Source organism: Pseudomonas sp. SWRI111 (genome assembly GCF_014268555.1).
Taxonomy (GTDB): domain Bacteria; phylum Pseudomonadota; class Gammaproteobacteria; order Pseudomonadales; family Pseudomonadaceae; genus Aquipseudomonas; species Aquipseudomonas hamedanensis.
On sequence record NZ_JABWQQ010000031.1, the window covers coordinates 1 to 18,998 of the forward strand.

Annotated in this window: 16 protein-coding genes and 2 tRNA genes; all 18 read right to left on the bottom strand. The window is 61.1% G+C overall.

Annotated features, from left to right (window positions below):
• The 18 genes from HU755_RS24790 to leuC all read right to left on the bottom strand — a co-directional run bounded on the left by HU755_RS24790 (position 1) and on the right by leuC (position 18,920).
• A tRNA-Asp gene (locus tag HU755_RS24790) sits at positions 1-73 on the bottom strand.
• A gap of 55 nt (positions 74-128) precedes the next feature.
• A tRNA-Val gene (locus HU755_RS24795) sits at positions 129-204 on the bottom strand.
• 217 nt (positions 205-421) lie between these two features.
• Complete coding sequence (locus tag HU755_RS24800; protein ID WP_186552367.1) at positions 422-1,198, bottom strand: SDR family oxidoreductase; 777 nt, start codon at positions 1,196-1,198, stop codon at positions 422-424.
• Complete coding sequence (locus tag HU755_RS24805) at positions 1,195-2,406, bottom strand: O-succinylhomoserine sulfhydrylase (RefSeq protein ID WP_186637534.1); 1,212 nt, start codon at positions 2,404-2,406, stop codon at positions 1,195-1,197. The genes HU755_RS24800 and HU755_RS24805 overlap by 4 nt, the downstream gene beginning before the upstream one ends.
• Positions 2,407-2,479: 73 nt before the next feature.
• Complete coding sequence (gene purF, locus HU755_RS24810) at positions 2,480-3,985, bottom strand: amidophosphoribosyltransferase (protein WP_007956466.1); 1,506 nt, start codon at positions 3,983-3,985, stop codon at positions 2,480-2,482.
• 41 nt (positions 3,986-4,026) lie between these two features.
• A complete protein-coding gene (locus HU755_RS24815) occupies positions 4,027-4,587 on the bottom strand; it encodes a CvpA family protein (RefSeq protein WP_186552365.1) in 561 nt (186 codons plus the stop codon).
• Positions 4,588-4,685: 98 nt separating this feature from the next.
• The gene (locus tag HU755_RS24820) at positions 4,686-5,342 is read right to left on the bottom strand and encodes an SPOR domain-containing protein (protein WP_186624028.1); all 657 of its coding nucleotides are present in this window, start codon (positions 5,340-5,342) and stop codon (positions 4,686-4,688) included.
• Positions 5,326-6,633 carry a bifunctional tetrahydrofolate synthase/dihydrofolate synthase gene (gene folC / locus HU755_RS24825; RefSeq protein WP_186637537.1) on the bottom strand — a complete coding sequence of 436 codons (1,308 nt, stop codon included), beginning with the start codon at positions 6,631-6,633 and terminating at the stop codon, positions 5,326-5,328. Before folC ends, HU755_RS24820 begins: the two co-directional genes overlap by 17 nt.
• The gene (accD, locus tag HU755_RS24830) at positions 6,630-7,550 is read right to left on the bottom strand and encodes an acetyl-CoA carboxylase, carboxyltransferase subunit beta (RefSeq protein ID WP_186624032.1); all 921 of its coding nucleotides are present in this window, start codon (positions 7,548-7,550) and stop codon (positions 6,630-6,632) included. Before accD ends, folC begins: the two co-directional genes overlap by 4 nt.
• 200 nt (positions 7,551-7,750) lie before the next feature.
• Positions 7,751-8,383, bottom strand: coding sequence for a phosphoribosylanthranilate isomerase (locus HU755_RS24835; protein WP_186637540.1), 633 nt, complete (start codon positions 8,381-8,383; stop codon positions 7,751-7,753).
• 63 nt (positions 8,384-8,446) lie between these two features.
• Entirely contained in the window at positions 8,447-9,271 is an 825-nt protein-coding gene (truA, locus tag HU755_RS24840; protein WP_186552368.1) for a tRNA pseudouridine(38-40) synthase TruA, read from the bottom strand.
• 266 nt (positions 9,272-9,537) lie between these two features.
• On the bottom strand, positions 9,538-12,165 hold the full coding sequence (locus HU755_RS24845; protein WP_186637542.1) for a FimV family protein: 2,628 nt from the start codon (positions 12,163-12,165) through the stop codon (positions 9,538-9,540).
• Positions 12,166-12,373: 208 nt separating this feature from the next.
• Positions 12,374-13,384: an aspartate-semialdehyde dehydrogenase gene (locus HU755_RS24850; protein WP_186637544.1), complete on the bottom strand. Its 1,011-nt coding sequence runs from the start codon at positions 13,382-13,384 to the stop codon at positions 12,374-12,376.
• A 248-nt stretch (positions 13,385-13,632) separates the two neighbouring features.
• On the bottom strand, positions 13,633-14,745 hold the full coding sequence (asd, locus tag HU755_RS24855) for an aspartate-semialdehyde dehydrogenase (RefSeq protein WP_186637546.1): 1,113 nt from the start codon (positions 14,743-14,745) through the stop codon (positions 13,633-13,635).
• Between the two features lie 66 nt (positions 14,746-14,811).
• Positions 14,812-15,894, bottom strand: a complete 1,083-nt coding sequence (gene leuB, locus HU755_RS24860) for a 3-isopropylmalate dehydrogenase (RefSeq protein ID WP_186637548.1) — start codon at positions 15,892-15,894, stop codon at positions 14,812-14,814.
• A gap of 54 nt (positions 15,895-15,948) precedes the next feature.
• A complete protein-coding gene (locus tag HU755_RS24865) occupies positions 15,949-16,716 on the bottom strand; it encodes a class I SAM-dependent methyltransferase (protein WP_186637553.1) in 768 nt (255 codons plus the stop codon).
• A 129-nt stretch (positions 16,717-16,845) separates the two neighbouring features.
• Positions 16,846-17,490 (bottom strand): 3-isopropylmalate dehydratase small subunit, encoded by a 645-nt coding sequence (gene leuD / locus HU755_RS24870; RefSeq protein WP_186623428.1) that lies wholly within the window; start codon positions 17,488-17,490, stop codon positions 16,846-16,848.
• 11 nt (positions 17,491-17,501) lie between these two features.
• Positions 17,502-18,920, bottom strand: coding sequence for a 3-isopropylmalate dehydratase large subunit (gene leuC / locus HU755_RS24875; RefSeq protein ID WP_186637555.1), 1,419 nt, complete (start codon positions 18,918-18,920; stop codon positions 17,502-17,504).
• Positions 18,921-18,998: the final 78 nt, after the last annotated feature.

An 18,998-nucleotide genomic window follows, 5' to 3' on the forward strand; every position in this document is an offset into this window, starting at 1 on the left:
GCAGCGGACGGGACTCGAACCCGCGACCCCCGGCGTGACAGGCCGGTATTCTAACCGACTGAACTACCGCTGCGCGTCGGTGCAGGCACTTTCAGCCTACTCTCTTGCTTGCGCAAGCTTCTCGGGAGTGGTGGGTGATGACGGGATCGAACCGCCGACATTCTGCTTGTAAGGCAGACGCTCTCCCAGCTGAGCTAATCACCCGTTTGCATCTCCGAGGCCGCGAAATTTACGCAGGTGGCGAAGCTAAGTCAATAGCGGGATTGAAGTTTTTCTGAAAAAGACGAAATTGCTTCCATCCTGCAAGACCGCCTTCGCGAGCAAGCTCGCTCCCACAGGGGATTGCATTCCAAATGTGGGAGCGAGCTTGCTCGCGAAGGCGTCAGTTGATTCAACGCAAAGTCAGGCGAAAAAGGCGACCTTACTCGCTGTAGATCATCTTTTTCGTCATGCCGCCATCGACGACGAATTCCTGGCCAGTCACAAACCCGGCATTCCTCGACAATAGCCATGCAACCATTGCCGCCACGTCCTCGACCGTGCCTACCCTGCCCGCCGGATGCTGGGCATGGTCAGCATCAGCCAGAGGCTCGGCCCGCCGCACCGAGGGATCACGAGTATCGATCCAGCCCGGGCTGACGGCGTTCACGCGGATTTCCGGCCCAAGGCTGATTGCCAGCGCGTGGGTCAGCGCCAGCAAGCCGCCCTTGCTCGCCGCATACGCCTCAGAGTCCGCCTCGGACTGTCGCGCACGGGTCGAGGCCAGGTTGACGATCGAGCCGTTGTGCGCGCGCAGATACGGCGCACAGTGCTTGGCCAGCAGCATAGGCCCACTGAGGTTCACTGCAAGTACCCTGTTCCAGTAAGCCAGATCAAGGCTTTCCAGGGTGATGTTGTGCGGGTCGGCCACCGCCGCGTTGCAGACGAGTGCATCGAGCCGGCCAAACTGCCCCAGCACTTCGGCCACACCCAGTGCAACCTGATTTTCGTCAGCTACGTCCATGGCGATGAACCAGGCGTTTTCGCCGAGCACCTTCGCCACTTTCGAACCGCGCGCCCGATCGAGATCGGTCAGCACCACTTGCCAGCCTTCGCTGATCAGCCACGCCGCAATGCCCAGCCCGATGCCGCGCGCGGCACCGGTGACCAACGCAACGCGGCCATGGGTATTGGCCGACGGTGTGGACAACTCGATCACAACGCCGCCAGACCGCGTGCCAGGTCGGCCTGCAGATCTGCCACGTCTTCCAGCCCGACCGCAACGCGGATAAGACTGTCACGAATGCCTGCTGCCTCACGCTCCGCCGGCGCCAAGCGACCATGGGAGGTCGTGCTTGGGTGTGTAATCGTGGTTTTGCTGTCGCCGAGGTTGGCGGTGATCGAAATCAGCCGCGTCGCATCAATGAAACGCCATGCGCCCTCTTTGCCGCCCCTGACCTCAAAGCTGACCACGGCACCGAAGCCCTTCTGCTGACGCTGGGCCAGCGCGTGCTGCGGATGACTCTTGAGACCGGCGTAATGGACTTTTTCGATACCGTCCTGCTGCTCCAGCCATTCGGCCAGTGCCTGCGCGTTGGCGCAATGCGCCTTCATCCGCAGATTCAGGGTTTCCAGACCTTTGAGGAAGATCCATGCGTTGAACGGGCTCAGGGTCGGCCCGGCCGTACGCAAGAAGCCGACGACTTCCTTCATCTGCTCACTGCGACCGGCGACGACACCGCCCATGCAACGACCCTGGCCGTCGATGAACTTGGTCGCCGAGTGCACGACGATATCCGCGCCCAGCTTCAGCGGCTGCTGCAACGCAGGCGTGCAGAAGCAGTTGTCGACCACCAGCATCGCGCCTTTGGCGTGCGCGATTTCTGCCAGCGCGGCGATGTCGACCAGCTCGGCCAGAGGATTGGACGGCGACTCGACAAACAACAATTTGGTATGGGTCTGGACTGCCGCTTCCCAGGCCGAGAGGTCGGCCAGCGGCACGTAATCGACTTCAACGCCGAAGCGCTTGAAGTATTTCTCGAACAGGCTGATGGTCGAACCGAACACACTGCGCGACACCAGCACATGATCGCCAGCGCTGCACAGGCTCATCACCACCGCCATGATCGCGGCCATGCCGGTTGCCGTGGCGACTGCCTGCTCGGCGCCTTCCAGTGCGGCAATGCGCTCTTCGAACGCACGCACGGTCGGGTTGGTGTAGCGCGAGTAAACGTTACCCGGCACTTCCCCGGCAAACCGCGCGGCAGCATCGGCAGCGGTGCGAAACACATAGCTGGAGGTGAAGAACATCGGATCACCGTGTTCGCCTTCCGGCGTACGGTGCTGACCGGCACGGACGGCCAGGGTATCGAACGCTACGCCTTCAAGGTCGCTGTCCAGCCGACCGGCATCCCATTCCTGACTCATGCTGTCACTCCTTGCTGTGTTCTCGAAAAATAAAAGTCAGATACAAAACCGGCCCCTCAGGGCCGGTTGAAACTCAGTTGTTGTACAGATCGATGATCGCACTGACCGCCTGGGTCTTGACCTTCGAGGCATCGTTGCGCGCCTGTTCGATCTTGTTCAGGTAAGCCTCGTCGACGTCACCGGTCACGTACTTGCCGTCGAACACGGCGCAATCGAAGTTCTCGATCTTGATCTTGCCGCCACCGACCGCTTCGATCAAGTCAGGCAGGTCCTGATAAATCAGCCAGTCGGCGCCGATCAGGTCAGCGACGTCCTGCGTCGAGCGGTTATGTGCGATCAGTTCGTGAGCGCTTGGCATGTCGATGCCGTACACGTTCGGGAAGCGAACCGCCGGTGCCGCCGAACAGAAGTAGACGTTTTTCGCGCCGGCTTCGCGGGCCATCTGGATGATCTGCTTGCAGGTGGTACCGCGCACGATCGAGTCATCGACCAGCATCACGTTCTTGCCGCGGAACTCCAGTTCGATGGCGTTGAGCTTCTGGCGTACCGACTTCTTGCGCGCCGCCTGGCCTGGCATGATGAAAGTGCGGCCGATGTAACGGTTCTTGACGAAACCTTCGCGGAATTTCACGCCCAGATGGTTGGCCAGTTCCAGCGCCGCTGTACGGCTGGTGTCCGGAATCGGGATGACCACGTCGATATCGTGTTCCGGACGCTCGCGCAGGATCTTCTCGGCGAGCTTCTCACCCATGCGCAGACGTGCCTTGTAAACCGACACGCCGTCGATAATCGAATCCGGACGCGCCAGATAAACGTGTTCGAAGATGCACGGAGTCAGCGATGGATTGGTCGCGCACTGACGGGTGTGCAGCTTGCCGTCTTCGGTGATGTACACCGCTTCGCCCGGCGCCAGGTCGCGGATCAGGGTGAAACCGAGCACGTCCAGCGAAACGCTTTCGGAGGCGATCATGTACTCGACGCCTTCGTCGGTGTGACGCTGGCCGAACACGATCGGACGGATGCCATGCGGATCGCGGAAACCGACGATGCCGTAGCCGGTCACCATTGCCACCACCGCGTAACCGCCAACGCAACGGTTATGCACGTCGGTCACAGCGGCGAACACGTCCTCTTCGGTCGGTTGCAGCTTGCCGCGTTGCGCCAGTTCGTGAGCGAACACGTTGAGCAACACTTCCGAGTCGGAACTGGTGTTGACGTGACGCAGGTCGGATTCATAGATCTCTTTGGCCAACTGCTCAACGTTGGTCAGGTTACCGTTGTGCGCCAGAGTGATGCCGTAAGGCGAGTTGACGTAGAACGGCTGGGCTTCGGCCGACGTCGAGCTGCCGGCGGTCGGGTAACGGACGTGACCGATACCCATGTGACCGACCAGACGCTGCATGTGACGCTGCTGGAACACGTCACGCACCAGGCCATTGTCCTTGCGCAGGAACAACCGGCCATCATGGCTGGTCACGATACCGGCAGCGTCCTGGCCGCGGTGCTGGAGCACGGTTAGCGCGTCATACAGCGCCTGATTGACGTTCGACTTACCGACGATACCGACGATGCCACACATGCGACGCAACCCCTACTTAATGGATCTGAACTGAACAACACTCACTGTGGCGTTTTCGCCGACGGCAAGAGTTGCTCCTTGAACGGAATATCAGCGGGTACGCTGATTCCGCTGGCAAGCCACTGACTGCTCCACCCGAGAATCAGGTTTTTGGACCAGTCGGCGACCAATAGAAACTTTGGCACGAGCTGTGATTCTTTCCACCACCCGTCCTGCTGTACCGGCCCCAGGCTCAACAGCCCGACCGCCACGACCACCAGCAGCACGCCACGCGCAGCGCCGAAAGCCATGCCGAGGAATCGATCGGTCCCGGACAACCCGGTGACGCGAACCAACTCGCCGATAAGATAATTGATCATTGCGCCCACGATCAGTGTGGCGACAAACATGATGGCACAGCCCGCGATCACGCGAGCCGATGGGGTTTCGATGTATCCGGCGAGGTACTCGGACAATGAGCCACCGAACATCCAGGCAACCGCTCCTGCGATGATCCAGGTCACCAGCGATAATGCTTCCTTGACGAAGCCGCGGCTCAAACTGATCAAAGCGGAGATGGCGACGATTGCAACGATCGCCCAGTCAACCCAGGTAAATGGCACAGTGCAGCCTACAGACGGATAAGGCGGCGCATTTTAGCAGAGCGCATGCCACTCGGTAAGCTGCGATTGTCAGTGCTTTTCAATCGGAGTGATAGATTTCAGCCACGTTCAGGCTGGAAACGGACAACGAAGCCCTTGAGGTTCTGCTGACGACTCAACAAGTCACGCAGACGGTCGGCTTCGGCGCGCTCGATCAGTGGACCTACGAATACCCGGTTTTTGCCATCCGCAGAGCGAATGTAGGCGTTGTAGCCCTGACTGCGCAGGGTTTTCTGCAGGCTCTCGGCACTGGCGCGACTCGACAGACTGGCCAATTGCACCGACCAGCTTACCGACAGGCCGTTGGCATCAACGCGGCTTTGCGTAGTGTCAGGCTTGCTCGTTGCCGATGTGATCGGCTGGGCCGGTGCCGGAATCGGCTTGGCCACCGCCGGCGGCGCAGCCGGTTTGGCGATAGCGATGGGGGCGACTGGCGCAGGCGCGGGCGCCACCGGGGCGGCAGGCGCGATATCCTGCGTGACTTCCTCGTCAGTCGGTACCGGCTCTTGCGGCAAGGCTTGCGGCTCCGGCACCGCCACGGTTTCCATTTGCACTTGCGGCACGACCGGCGCTTGCGGAGCCGCCGGCGCCTCGACAGTCACCTGACGCTGCTCATCCTGACGGGAAAACAGCATCGGCAGGAAAATCACCGCCAGCGCCACCAGCACCAAAGCACCGACCATGCGCTGCTTGTACGCTTTATCCAGCAAAGCCATTTGCCGCGTCCTCCGTGGAGCGCCGGGCCAACCATTCAAGGGCCTCGGCGACACAATAAAATGATCCGAACAACAGAATCTCGTCGTCGCCGGTCGCTACAGCGCACTGCCCTTCCAGAGCGGCCGCCACGCTATCGTACGACGTGACCGAAGCACCCAGGTCCTGCAAGGCAGCGTGCAATTGGGCCACCGGGCGGGCACGCGGCGAATCCAACGGTGCAACGGCCCAATGCGCGACACTAGCATTCAATTCGCCAACAACACCATCGAGATCCTTGTCCGCCAGCAGACCGAACACGGCGAGGCGCTTGCCAGCCGGCGGGCGCGCAGCCAGCCGACGAGCGAGATATTCAGCGGCATGCGGATTGTGACCGACATCCAGCAACAAATTCAGGCGCTTGCCCTGCCATTCGAACACGCGACGATCCAGACGCCCGACCACGCGCGTCGCCTGCAACGCCGCCACAATTTGCCCCGCCTCCCACGGCAAGCCGAGCAGCAGATAGGCCTGCAATGCCAGTGCAGCGTTTTCCATCGGCAGATCAAGCAACGGCAAGTCGTGCAATTCGACTGCGTGGCCCTGCGCATCGGTACCGCGCCACTGCCAGTGCCGATCGGTAACACCGAGGTCGAAATCGCGCCCGCGCAGAAAGAACGGGCAAGCCAGTTCGCGCGCCTTGTCGAGCAGCGGTTGCGGAGGATTCAGATCGCCACACAAGGCAGGCTTGCCCTGACGGAAAATACCGGCCTTCTCAAAGGCTACGGATTCGCGGGTATCGCCCAGATAATCGGCGTGATCGACGCCAATACTGGTGACCAGAGCGATGTCGGCATCGACCACGTTGACCGTGTCCAGACGCCCGCCCAGACCGACTTCCAGAACCACCGCATCAAGGCCGGCCTGCTGAAACAGCCAGAACGCCGCAAGAGTGCCCATTTCGAAGTACGTCAGGGAAGTGTCGCCACGCCCGGCCTCGACCGCCGCGAAGGCTCCGCACAACTGCGCGTCAGTGGCTTCGACGCCATTGAGCTGCACCCGCTCGTTATAACGCAGCAGGTGCGGGGAATTGTAGACACCTACGTTGAGGCCCTGCGCGCGCAGCAACGAAGCCACGAACGCGCAGGTCGATCCCTTGCCGTTGGTGCCGGTGACCGTAATCACCCGAGGCGCCGGCTGGCCCAGCCCCATACGGGACGCTACCTGTTGCGAACGCTCCAGCCCCATGTCGATGGCGGACGGATGCAACTGCTCAAGGTAGGCGAGCCATTCGCCAAGGGTGCGCTCGGTCATACGTTGGCAGGCACCGGCGGGACCACGATCGGCTCGACGGGCGCAGCAACGAATTTCGGCGTCGGCTTGCCGGTCATTTGTGCCAGCAGATTACCCAGGCGCGGACGTAGCTCCTGACGATGAATAATCATGTCGATCGCGCCGTGTTCCAGCAGGAACTCGCTGCGCTGGAAACCTTCCGGCAGTTTTTCGCGCACGGTTTGCTCGATCACCCGCGGACCGGCAAAACCGATCAGCGCCTTCGGCTCGCCGACAATCACGTCGCCCAACATTGCCAGACTGGCGGAAACACCACCGTAGACCGGGTCGGTCAGCACGGAGATGAATGGAATGCCCTCTTCGCGCAGACGCGCCAGCACGGCGGAAGTCTTGGCCATCTGCATCAGCGAGATCAGGGCTTCCTGCATGCGCGCACCGCCGGAAGCGGCGAAGCAGATCATCGGGCAACGGTTTTCCAGGGCGTAGTTGGCGGCGCGTACAAAGCGCTCACCGACGATGGCGCCCATGGAACCGCCCATGAAGTTGAACTCGAACGCCGAAACCACCACCGGCATGCCGAGCAGCGTGCCACTGACGGAGATCAACGCATCCTTTTCGCCGGTCTGCTTCTGGGCCGCGGTCAGACGGTCCTTGTATTTTTTGCCGTCGCGAAATTTCAGACGGTCAACCGGCTCCAGATCGGCGCCCAGTTCGTTGCGGCCCTCGGCATCGAGGAAGATGTCGATGCGCGCGCGTGCGCCGATGCGCATGTGATGGTTGCACTTGGGGCAAACGTCCAGGGTCTTTTCCAGCTCCGGACGATACAGCACAGCCTCGCAAGACGGGCATTTGTGCCACAGACCTTCAGGCACCGAGCTCTTCTTGACCTCGGAACGCATGATCGAAGGGATCAGTTTGTCTACTAACCAGTTGCTCATGCTTTCTTTTCTCCAGTACCGGCGGCCCGAACGCTCTGGTTCGCAGCCCCGCGTATGCCCTTGAGCTAAATTCATGTGTGTGGCGATGGTTGGTGAACAGCCGCGGTCAGCGCGAAACATGACCTGCGTGCGATCCAGAAACCCTCAGCCGCGCCTGCTGTGTGCAAGTGCATTGATGGACGGCGGCAGACTGCCAGCCGTCACATCGGCAATGTATTGCCGCGCACCGCGTTGATGAATGCGCGAATCTTGTGGTGATCCTTGATGCCCTTGCTAGCCTCTACCCCGCCGCTGACATCCACCGCGTACGGCTTGACCCGTGCAACTGCCTCTGCGACGTTTTCCGGCGTCAAGCCACCCGCGAGAATCAACGGCTTGCTCAAGCGCTGCGGAATCAGTGACCAGTCAAACGCCTCGCCAGTTCCGCCAGGCACCCCTTCGACATATGTGTCGAGCAGCACACCGCTGGCGCCGGGATAGGCATCGCAGGCGGCGGCAATGTCATCGCCGGCCTTGACCCGCAGCGCCTTGATGTACGGACGATGCCAGCCTTCGCAGGCCTCGGCGCTTTCGTCGCCATGGAACTGCAGCAAGTCCAGTGGCACCGCGTCGAGGATCTCGCCCAGCTCGCAGCGGCTGGCGTTGACGAACAGACCCACGGTGGTCACGAACGGCGGCAACGCCTGGATGATCGCCCGCGCCTGTTGCACGTTCACCGCACGCGGGCTCCTGGCGTAAAACACCAGGCCGATCGCATCCGCGCCGGCCTCAACCGCAGCCAAGGCATCTTCGATGCGGGTAATCCCGCAAATCTTGCTGCGAACGGCGGACATGTCGATAACAACCTCAAGCAAAATCCGGAAAGTCCCGGATGGTAACAAAAGCGTTCGAGGGCGTCAGCCGTCAAGTTCGGAGAAACCCGTAAGGAAATGTGGCCCGATAAAGCGCTCCGGCAGCGGGAACTCGTCGTGATACTCAACTTGCACCAGATACAGCCCGTAAGGATGCGCTGTTACACCACCGGAGCGGCGCTCACGACTTTCCAGCACTTCTTTCATCCACTCCACAGGGCGCTCGCCGGCACCGATGGTCATCAGCACCCCGGCAATATTGCGCACCATGTGATGCAGAAAGGCGTTGGCGCGAATGTCGAGCACAATCATTTTGCCGTGCCGGGTCACGCGTAGATGGTGCATTTTCTTGATCGGCGACTTGGCCTGGCACTGGCCGGCGCGAAAGGCACTGAAATCATGGGTACCGATCAGGTATTGCGCCGCCTCGGCCATGCGTTCGACGTCGAGCGGCCGGTGGTTCCAGGTGATTTCTTCGTTCAGATGCGCCGGGCGGATCTGATCGTTGTAGATCACGTAGCGATAACGCCGCGCAATCGCCTTGAAGCGTGCGTGAAAATGCGCCGGCATGACCTTGGCCCAACTGACGCTGATGTCGTGGGGCAGATTGATATTGGCGCCCATCACCCAGGCTTTCAGCGAACGATCGACCTGAGTGTCGAAATGCACCACTTGCCCGCAGGCATGCACGCCAGCGTCGGTGCGCCCGGCGCACTGCAGGGAAACTGGCGAGTTGGCGACTTTCGACAAAGCTTTTTCAAGTTCTTCCTGCACCGTTGCCACGCCGGTCAGCTGACGCTGCCAGCCGCTGTAGCGCGAGCCTTTGTACTCAACGCCCAGCGCGACGCGGTAAAAGCCGTCGGGGGCCATTTCGGCGACCGGGTTATCTATGTTTGCCAAGGTGGGACAGCCTGCTGATTTTGCAAAGGCGGGCATTATAAGGCGGTGGGCTGGGGATGCCAGAGTTCTCTATCGGCGAATCGGGCCCCATCGCGAGCAGGCTCACTCCTACAAGGGGTATGCATTTCAACTGTAGGAGTGAGCCTGCTCGCGATAGCAATCTTTCGAACGCCGCTGAAACGGGCAAAAACAAAAACGGCAGCCTCACCGGCTGCCGCTTCTGTTTAGCGCTGAACTTATCCCAGCCTGGAACGTATTTCCTTCGCCTCGCTCTGCTGCGTCTCGTTACCGTCTTTGATAACTTCCTCCAGGATTTCGAGCGCACCTTCATTGTCGCCCATATCGACATAGGCCTGGGCCAGATCGAGCTTGGTGGCGATTTCGTCAGTGCCAGCAAGGAAGTCGAAATCGTCCTCACCCAGATCATCGCCCATCGCTGCATCCGCTTCGGTGAAGGTCGGCTCGGCAATGCTTTGCGACAGACGATCAAGCTCAGCGTTGACGTCATCCAGTTCGGCCGCAAAGGCATCCGGCTCGGCGGCTGGATGGCTGTCCATTTCGTCCGCCAGCGACAAATCAAAATCATCCGGCAACTCCAGATCGTCCTGCGGTACGTCAGCGACGACCGGCGCCTCGACGGGTGGCAGATCTTTCACGCCCTCGTCCAGATCCAGCAGGAAGTCATCTTCCGCCAGGGTGGACGGCGATGGCTCTGCACCAAGATCCAGATCCAGGTCGAAATCCGACAGATCGTCCAGATTGTCCTTCACCTCGGTTTGCTGTTGCAGCACCGATTCGAAGCTCAGATCGTCTTCGGCCGGAAACGCATCCAGCTCGACCGGCGCTTCTGGTTCAACCACCGGAGCAGGATCTACCGGCGTGATGTTGTCGAGATCGTCCAGGCTCAGATCAAAAGCGGTGTCGAGGCCGTCAGCGGCAGCCTCGGGCGCCTCTGGCTCGTCCTGCAGAAGATCCTTGACGTATTGCGCGTCCAGCTCGGCGGCGACGGCAGCCGCAGCCAGCCCACCGGCAGCAACCACGGCCATGGCCGGGAAGCGGCTTTTCAGCGCTTCGACCTTGGCGAAGTTGTCGCCATTGGCTACCAACTGACGCTCCTGGCCGACGAACGCATCGCGATCGCCCTGCTGACCATAGACTTCCATCAGCTTCAGGCGCAGATCGCTGCGCTGCGGCTCCAGGCTGACGCCCTCTTCCAGCAGTGCAGCAGCCTGATTCAAACGACCGGCGTTGATATGCGACTGAGCCTTGTCGAGTACGTCATCGGAACGCTCGGCGGCCGGCGCCACCAGCGGCGCGGCGATCGGTTCGGCCATGACCACCGGCGTTACGACCGGAGCAGGTGTTGGCGCTGGCGCCGGGGTATTGAGCTTGACGCTCGCAGCCGGGGTTTCCAGGCCTTCGAAACTGCTCTCAGGCAGATCCTGCTCGGCAGAGAACGTTTGCTCTTCTGCCAGCGCGCGGGCCATACGCAGATGTTTTTCGGCTTCTTGCTGGGCTTTGCGGCGACGTGCCAGCAGCAACAGCAAAAGCAGCAGAACGACGGCACCGCCACCGATCAGCCCCAGCAGGATCGGATTGGTCAGCAGTTCGTTGAAGGTTTTCTCTTCATCGACAGGCGGTTTCGGTTCAACAGCCGGCTCAACCGGCGTATCGACGGGGGGTGCAATCGCCGATTCCGGTGTCGGTGCCGCTTCTGCTGGCGTTGCCGGTGGCGTAGCGGCCAACTCGGCGGTGATCGCCGGAACGGCTGGCACTGCAGCAGCGTCGCCTGGTGCAGCACCTGCCCCTTGCGCCTGCATCTTCGCCAATTGATTGTTCTTCAGCTCGATCAGCTTGTGCAGTTTGTCCAACTGGCTCTGCAGATCGGCCATACGGCTTTTCAGTTCCTCGTTGTCACGACGGGTCGTGTCGAGGTTTTCCTGAGTGATCGCCAGTTTGTTGCTCAGCGCCTTGGCATCGCCCGCCGGACCTTTTGCGCCCGGCTTGGCACTTTCGGCCGACACCAGGCTCAGGTTGTCCTGCGTGTTGGGCGCCGCGCCGGCATTGCCACGGCCGCGATTGGTTGCATCAAGCTGCTGCTGACCGGTACCAGGCTTGGCCACGTAACGACGACCCTGACGCCAGGCCTCGTTCTGAGCCGCCACTTCAGCGATGGCGGCCGACTGTGGCAGCGCCGTGCTTTGCACCGGGTCCGGCAGGCGCAGCACCTGTCCGGTTTTCAGACGGTTGATGTTGCCGTCGATAAACGCATTCGGATTGAGCGCCTGAATCGCCAGCATGGTCTGCTGCACCGACCCGCCGTTGCGCGCCTTCGCCGCGATTTCCCACAGGGTGTCGCGCGGCGTGGTGGTGTATTGATTGCGATGGGTGGCGCCGGTGGTCGGCGCGGCGATGGTCGACGACGGCGCCGGTTGCGCGGCGGCGTCAGCGGTCTGCGGCGAGAACTTCGACGGGTCCAGCAGCACGCTGTAATCACGCAGCAGACGGCCGTTCGGCCACATCACCTGCACGAGGAATTTCACCATCGGTTCCGACAGCGGCTGACTCGAGGTCACGCGCAGCACGCTTTTGCCGCCGGCGTTGAGCACCGGAGTGAACGTCAGGTCATTGAGGAAAGCCTGACGATCAACGCCGGCCTTGGCGAAATCTTCAGGTGAAGCCAGGCTCGGCACCACTTCGGCAGCGGTGAGATCCTTGACATCGAGCAGCTCGATTTCAGCCACCAGCGGCTGGTTCAGGGTCGACTTCAGGGTCAGCTCCCCGAGCCCGAGGGCATGCGCCATACCGGAGGACAGCGCCGAGGCGGCCGCTATTGCTAACACCAGTTTGCGAACTTGAACCATAGCCTCATCCTTTGTTTGAACGTTCCTCGGCCAGCGAGAAGATGTTGAATACCGCTGCCGTAAGGCATTGCGCGCAACGACGACAGCCGTCGCGCGCGATCATTTCTTTGATGCCCCGGAAAGTCCCGGAGAGTGACACGTTATCAAGTGCTTCGGGCAAGCATAGCGCTCACCTAGAATCAGTCGACAAATTGTTGCCAAGTATCTTTTACAGCAGGCCTTTTATCAACAACTCAGCCACCTGCACCGCGTTGAGCGCGGCGCCCTTGCGTACGTTATCTGACGTCAGCCACAGATTTAGTTCCGCCGGGTCGTCGACACCACTGCGCACGCGGCCGACGTAGACCACGTCCTGCCCCACCGCATCGCCGACGGCGGTCGGGTAATCGCCAGCGTCGACCAGTTCGATGCCGGGCGCGGCTTCCAGCGCAGCATTGATTTTTTGCAGGTCGACAGCCTTTGTTGACTGCAAGGTCACGCTAAAGCTATCGCCAAAAAACACCGGGGCTTGAACGCAAGTTGCGGAAATCTTCAATAAAGGCAGTGCCAGCACCTGACGCAACTCGCGCACCAGACGTTTTTCCAGCAGCGTATGGCCTTGAGCGTCGGGCGTGCCGACCTGAGCCAGCAGGTTGAACGCCATCTGCCGGTCGAAGAAGGTCGGCTCCAGCGGACGCATGTTCAGCAGCTCGGCGGTTTGCCGCGCCAGTTCGGCAACAGCTTCGCGCCCCTGGGCGGAAACGGCCAGGTTGGCGGTGACGTTGACGTATTGCAGGTCGATCAGGGCGAGCAACGGCGCCAGTACCACGGCAAGCGAAGTGGCCGACGGGCTCGGGCTGCTGACCTGGAACGGCGCTGCCAGGCCGGCGAGCACGCTGGCGTTGGCTTCCGGCACCACTTGCGGCGCCTGATCGACCGGCAAGGCGCCGGACAAGTCGATCAGCGAACAACCGGCAGCATGGACGCGGGCGGCATAGCTCAGGGTGATGGCCGGGCCGGCGGCGAAAAACACCAGTTTGACCTTGGCAAAATCGAACTCGTCGACTTCGCGCACGCGCACGTTTTTATTGCGGAACAGCACCGAACTGCCGGCGGACTCGCTGCTGGCCAACAAATGCAGATTGCCGACCGGGAAATTGCGTTCTTCGAGAATCTGTACGAGGGTTTCGCCGACAGTACCGGTGGCGCCGACAACGGCGATATCGAAAGTCTGGGTCATGGAGCTACCTCTGGCAAAACGGGGGGAGCGGCACTTTACCGGGTGGTTGGCGTGCAGGCAATTTCTGCCGGGGACTTGCGGTGGCTGTGCCGGCCCTTTCGCGAGCAGGCTCGCTCCCACAGGGGACCGCATTCCAATGTGGGAGCGAGCCTGCTCGCGAAGAAGGCAGCACAGACACCGGAGAAATCCATGGCATAAAAAAACCCGCACCTCTCGCAAGGCACGGGTCCTTTCACAACTTCAAGCGATCAACGCTCCAGCAGGATCCGCAGCATGCGGCGCAGCGGTTCGGCCGCGCCCCATAGCAGCTGGTCGCCGACGGTGAAGGCACCGACGAATTGCGAACCCATGTTCAGCTTGCGCAAACGGCCGACCGGTACATTCAGGGTGCCGGTGACCTTGGTCGGGCTCAGCTCCTGCATGCTGATGTCGCGGTTGTTCGGCACCAGTTTGACCCAAGGGTTGTGCTGGCTGATCAGCCCTTCGATATCGGCGATCGGTACGTCTTTGTTCAGCTTGATGGTCAGCGCCTGGCTGTGGCAACGCATGGCGCCGATGCGCACGCAGATGCCGTCGACCGGGATCGGGCTCTTGAAGCGACCGAGGATCTTGTTGGTCTCGGCCTGGGCCTTCCACTCTTCGCGGCTCTGGCCGTTCGGCAGTTCCTTGTCGATCCATGGGATCAGGCTGCCGGCCAGCGGCACACCGAAGTTCTCGGTCGGGTACGCGTCGCTGCGCATGGCCTCGGCTACACGACGGTCGATGTCGAGGATCGCGCTGGCCGGGTCGGCCAGTTGATCGGCGACAGCGGCGTGGGTCGCGCCCATCTGCTTGATCAGTTCACGCATGTTCTGCGCGCCGGCACCGGAGGCCGCCTGATAAGTCATGGCGCTCATCCACTCGACCAGACCGGCTTCGAACAGACCGCCCAGGCCCATCAGCATCAGGCTGACGGTGCAGTTGCCGCCGATGTAGTTCTTGGTGCCCGCGTCGAGTTGCTGATCGATGACCTTGCGGTTGACCGGATCGAGAATGATCACCGCGTCATCGTTCATGCGCAGGCTCGACGCCGCGTCGATCCAGTAACCTTGCCAGCCGGCTTCGCGCAGTTTCGGGAACACTTCGCTGGTGTAGTCGCCGCCCTGGCAGGTCAGGATCACGTCGAGGGTCTTCAGCTCGTCAATGCTGTAAGCGTCCTTGAGCGGAGCAATGTCCTTGCCCACGGACGGGCCTTGGCCACCGACATTGGACGTGGTGAAAAACACCGGCTCGATAAGATCGAAATCCTGCTCTTCCAGCATCCGCTGCATGAGCACGGAACCGACCATCCCGCGCCAACCGATCAGACCTACACGTTTCATCGCAACTACACCTTCTTGAAAAGTGGGCCGCTGCTTTGTATTGAATTTCGCAGCGGGCCCGAGAGATTACAGATTCCGCAGCGCGGCGACTACTGCGTCGCCCATTTCCTGCGTACCGACTTTGGTGCAACCGGGCGAATAAATGTCGCCCGTGCGCAGCCCTTGATCGAGCACCACGCTGACGGCTTTTTCGATGGCATCGGCGGCGTCGTGCAGATTGAAGCTGTAACGCAGCATCATCGACACCGACAGGATCGTCGCCAACGGGTTGGCGATGCCTTGGCCGGCGATGTCCGGTGCAGAACCGTGGCACGGCTCGTACATGCCCTTGTTGTTGGCATCCAGCGAAGCTGAGGGCAGCATGCCGATGGAACCGGTGAGCATCGACGCTTCGTCGGACAGAATGTCGCCGAACAGGTTGTCGGTGACGATCACGTCGAACTGCTTCGGCGCGCGCACCAGTTGCATGGCGGCGTTGTCGACGTACATGTGGCTCAGTTCGACTTGCGGGTAATCCTTGGCGACCTGCTCGACCACTTCACGCCACAACTGGCTGGACGCCAGCACGTTGGCCTTGTCCACCGAGCAGAGCTTTTTGCCGCGGACCATGGCCATGTCGAAACCGACGCGGGCGATGCGACGGATCTCGCTCTCGCTGTACGGCAGGGTGTCGTAGGACTGACGCTCGCCGTTGTCCAGGGTACGGGTGCCACGCGGTGCGCCGAAGTAGATACCACCGGTCAGTTCACGCACGATGAGGATATCCAGACCGGCAACGATTTCCGCCTTCAGGCTCGATGCCTCAGCCAGTTGCGGGTACAGAATCGCCGGGCGCAGGTTGCCGAACAGGCCCAGTTGCGCACGGATCTTCAGCAGGCCGCGTTCAGGGCGGATGTCACGCTCGATGGTGTCCCATTTCGGACCGCCGACCGCGCCCAGCAGCACGGCATCGGCAGCGCGGGCACGATCGAGGGTTTCGTCGGCCAGCGGCACGCCGTGCTTGTCGATGGCAGCGCCACCGATCACGTCGTGGCTCAGTTCGAAGCCCAGACTGTACTTGTCGTTGGCCAGCTCCAGCACCTTGACCGCTTCGGCCATGATTTCCGGGCCAATACCGTCACCTGGGAGAATCAGAATCTGCTTGCTCATGCTTTCCTCATGTCTTCAGTCGGTGCGCCCATCACGACGCGCCCGGAAAAATGCTTATCGTTCGGCCATCAGTACCAGCACATCGGTGCTGAACGAACCATCGGCCGCAATCTCGAAATATTCGCGTACTTCATTGCCCATCGATTGCTGCAACTGGCGGATCGCCGCGCGCATCACCTCTGGGGTGCGCATGCGCTCGACCCAACTGCTGTATTCCAGATGCAGGCGTTGGCGCGAAGTGCTGCGCACATGCAGGCCCGCTTCGCTGACCTGGCGCAGCCATTCGGCGCCGGAGTAATTGCGCACATGACTGGTGTCACGCAGCACTTCGACGCTTTGAAGGTAAGTGTCGAACAATGGACTGCCCGGTGACAACACGTCGACGAACGCCGCCACGCCGCCCGGTTTCAATACACGGCGCACTTCGCGCAGGGCCAGGCCGAGATCGCTCCAGTGATGCGCCGAATAACGGCTGAACACAAAATCGAACTCGCCGTCGGCGAACGGCAAGCACTCGGCGGCGCCGTGGACCGTGATGATGTTGTCCAGGCCGCGATCAACCGCAGCAGCGGCGACCACGTCGAGCATCTGCTGCGACAGGTCATACGCCACCACTTCCCTGGCCAGCGACGCCACATGAAAACTCACATGACCGGCGCCGCAACCCAGATCCAGTACCCGCGCCTCGCCCTGCCCGGCCAGTTCAGCCTGTAGCAGTGCGAATTCGCGGCCCTGAGCGTGAACGGCGCTGCTCAGGTAAGCGGCGGCCTGTTCGCCGAATTGCTTCTGGACGACTTGGGTGTGCTGGGCGGTGCTGGTCATGGGTCACATCCTGTATTTGTGTTGTTTGAGCTGCCGTCTTCGCGAGCAGGCTCGCTCCCACATTTTGAAATGCATTCCCTTGTGGGAGGGGGCTTGCTCCCGAAGAGGCCGGCCTTGACTACATCAACCTCAAACGTCGCGAAACAACCACGGCTGACTAACCCGATGTTTGGCCTCAAACGTCGCAATCGCATCGCCGTCCTGCAAGGTCAGGCCGATATCGTCCAGACCGTTGAGCAGGCAATGCTTGCGAAACGCATCGATCTCGAAGCTGTACACCTTGCCATCCGGGCGGATCACGGTCTGCGCTTGCAGGTCGATCTGCAATTGATAACCCGGCTCGGCCTCAACCTGTTTAAACAGTTCATCAACTTCTGCGTCGCTGAGGATGATCGGCAGCAAGCCGTTCTTGAAACTGTTGTTGAAGAAGATGTCGGCATAGCTCGGCGCGATGATGCTGCGGAAACCGTACTCTTCCAGCGCCCACGGCGCGTGTTCACGGCTGGAGCCGCAGCCGAAGTTCTCGCGGGCCAGCAAAACGCTGGCGCCTTGATAACGCTCGGCGTTTAGGACGAAATCCTTGTTCAGTGGACGTTTGGAGTTGTCCTGATACGGCTGGCCGACATCCAGGTAACGCCATTCATCGAACAGGTTCGGACCAAAACCGGTGCGTTTGATCGACTTCAAAAACTGCTTTGGAATAATCTGGTCGGTGTCGACGTTGGCACGATCCAGAGGCGCGACAAGACCAGTGTGCTGGGTAAAAGCTTTCATGCTGCGCTCCTTCAGATCAATTCACGAACGTCGATAAAACGACCGTTCACTGCCGCTGCCGCCGCCATGGCCGGGCTGACGAGGTGGGTACGGCCACCGGCACCCTGACGGCCTTCGAAGTTACGGTTGGACGTCGAGGCGCAATGCTCGCCGGACTCCAGGCGGTCCGGGTTCATCGCCAGACACATCGAGCACCCTGGCTCACGCCATTCGAAACCGGCTTCGAGGAAAATCTTGTCCAGACCTTCGGCTTCAGCCTGGGCCTTCACCAGGCCCGAGCCCGGCACGACGATGGCCTGCTTGATGGTCGCGGCAACCTTGCGGCCCTTGGCGATCACCGCAGCGGCGCGCAGATCTTCGATCCGCGAGTTGGTGCAAGAGCCGATGAACACGCGATCAAGCTGGATGTCGGTGATCGCCTGATTGGCGGTCAACCCCATGTATTTCAGGGCGCGGACGATCGAGTCGCGCTTGACCAGATCCATCTCCTTGGCCGGATCCGGCACGTTCTGATCAACGGCCAAGACCATCTCCGGGGAAGTACCCCAACTGACTTGTGGCTTGATTTTCGCCGCGTCCAGCTCAACCACCGTGTCGAATTTGGCATCGGCGTCGGAGACCAGATCTTTCCAGGCTTCGACGGCCATGTCCCACTGCTCGCCTTTTGGCGCGAACGGGCGGCCCTTGACGTAGTCGATGGTCTTTTGGTCCGCCGCCACCAGGCCTACGCGGGCGCCGGCCTCGATGGACATGTTGCAGATGGTCATGCGGCCTTCGACGGACAAATCGCGAATCGCGCTGCCGGCAAATTCGATGGCATGGCCGTTACCACCGGCGGTGCCGATCTTGCCGATCACCGCGAGGACGATGTCCTTGGCGGTCACGCCGAACGGCAATTGGCCTTCGACGCGCACCAGCATGTTTTTCATTTTCTTGGCGACCAGGCACTGGGTGGCGAGGACGTGTTCGACCTCGGAAGTGCCGATACCGTGGGCCAGCGCGCCGAATGCGCCGTGGGTCGAGGTGTGCGAGTCGCCGCAGACCACGGTCATGCCCGGCAAGGTCGCGCCCTGCTCCGGGCTGATGACGTGGACGATGCCCTGGCGCACGTCGTTCATCTTGAACTCGACGATGCCGTACTCGTCGCAGTTGTCATCGAGGGTCTGCACCTGCAAACGCGAAACCTGATCGGCAATGGCCTCGATGCCGCCCTTGCGCTCCGGCGTGGTCGGTACGTTGTGGTCCGGGGTCGCAATGTTGGCATCGATGCGCCAAGGCTTGCGCCCGGCCAGACGCAGGCCTTCGAAGGCTTGCGGCGAGGTCACTTCGTGGATGATGTGACGATCGATATAGATCAGCGCAGAGCCATCGTCGCGCTGCTTGACCAAATGCGAATCCCAGAGCTTGTCGTAGAGCGTTTTGCCGGCCATCAGACGGTTCCTCATCAGCTTGTTTCTATGCCCTGGGCTTATCAATAACCCTTTGGCTTGTGAGGCCGATCCTATGGG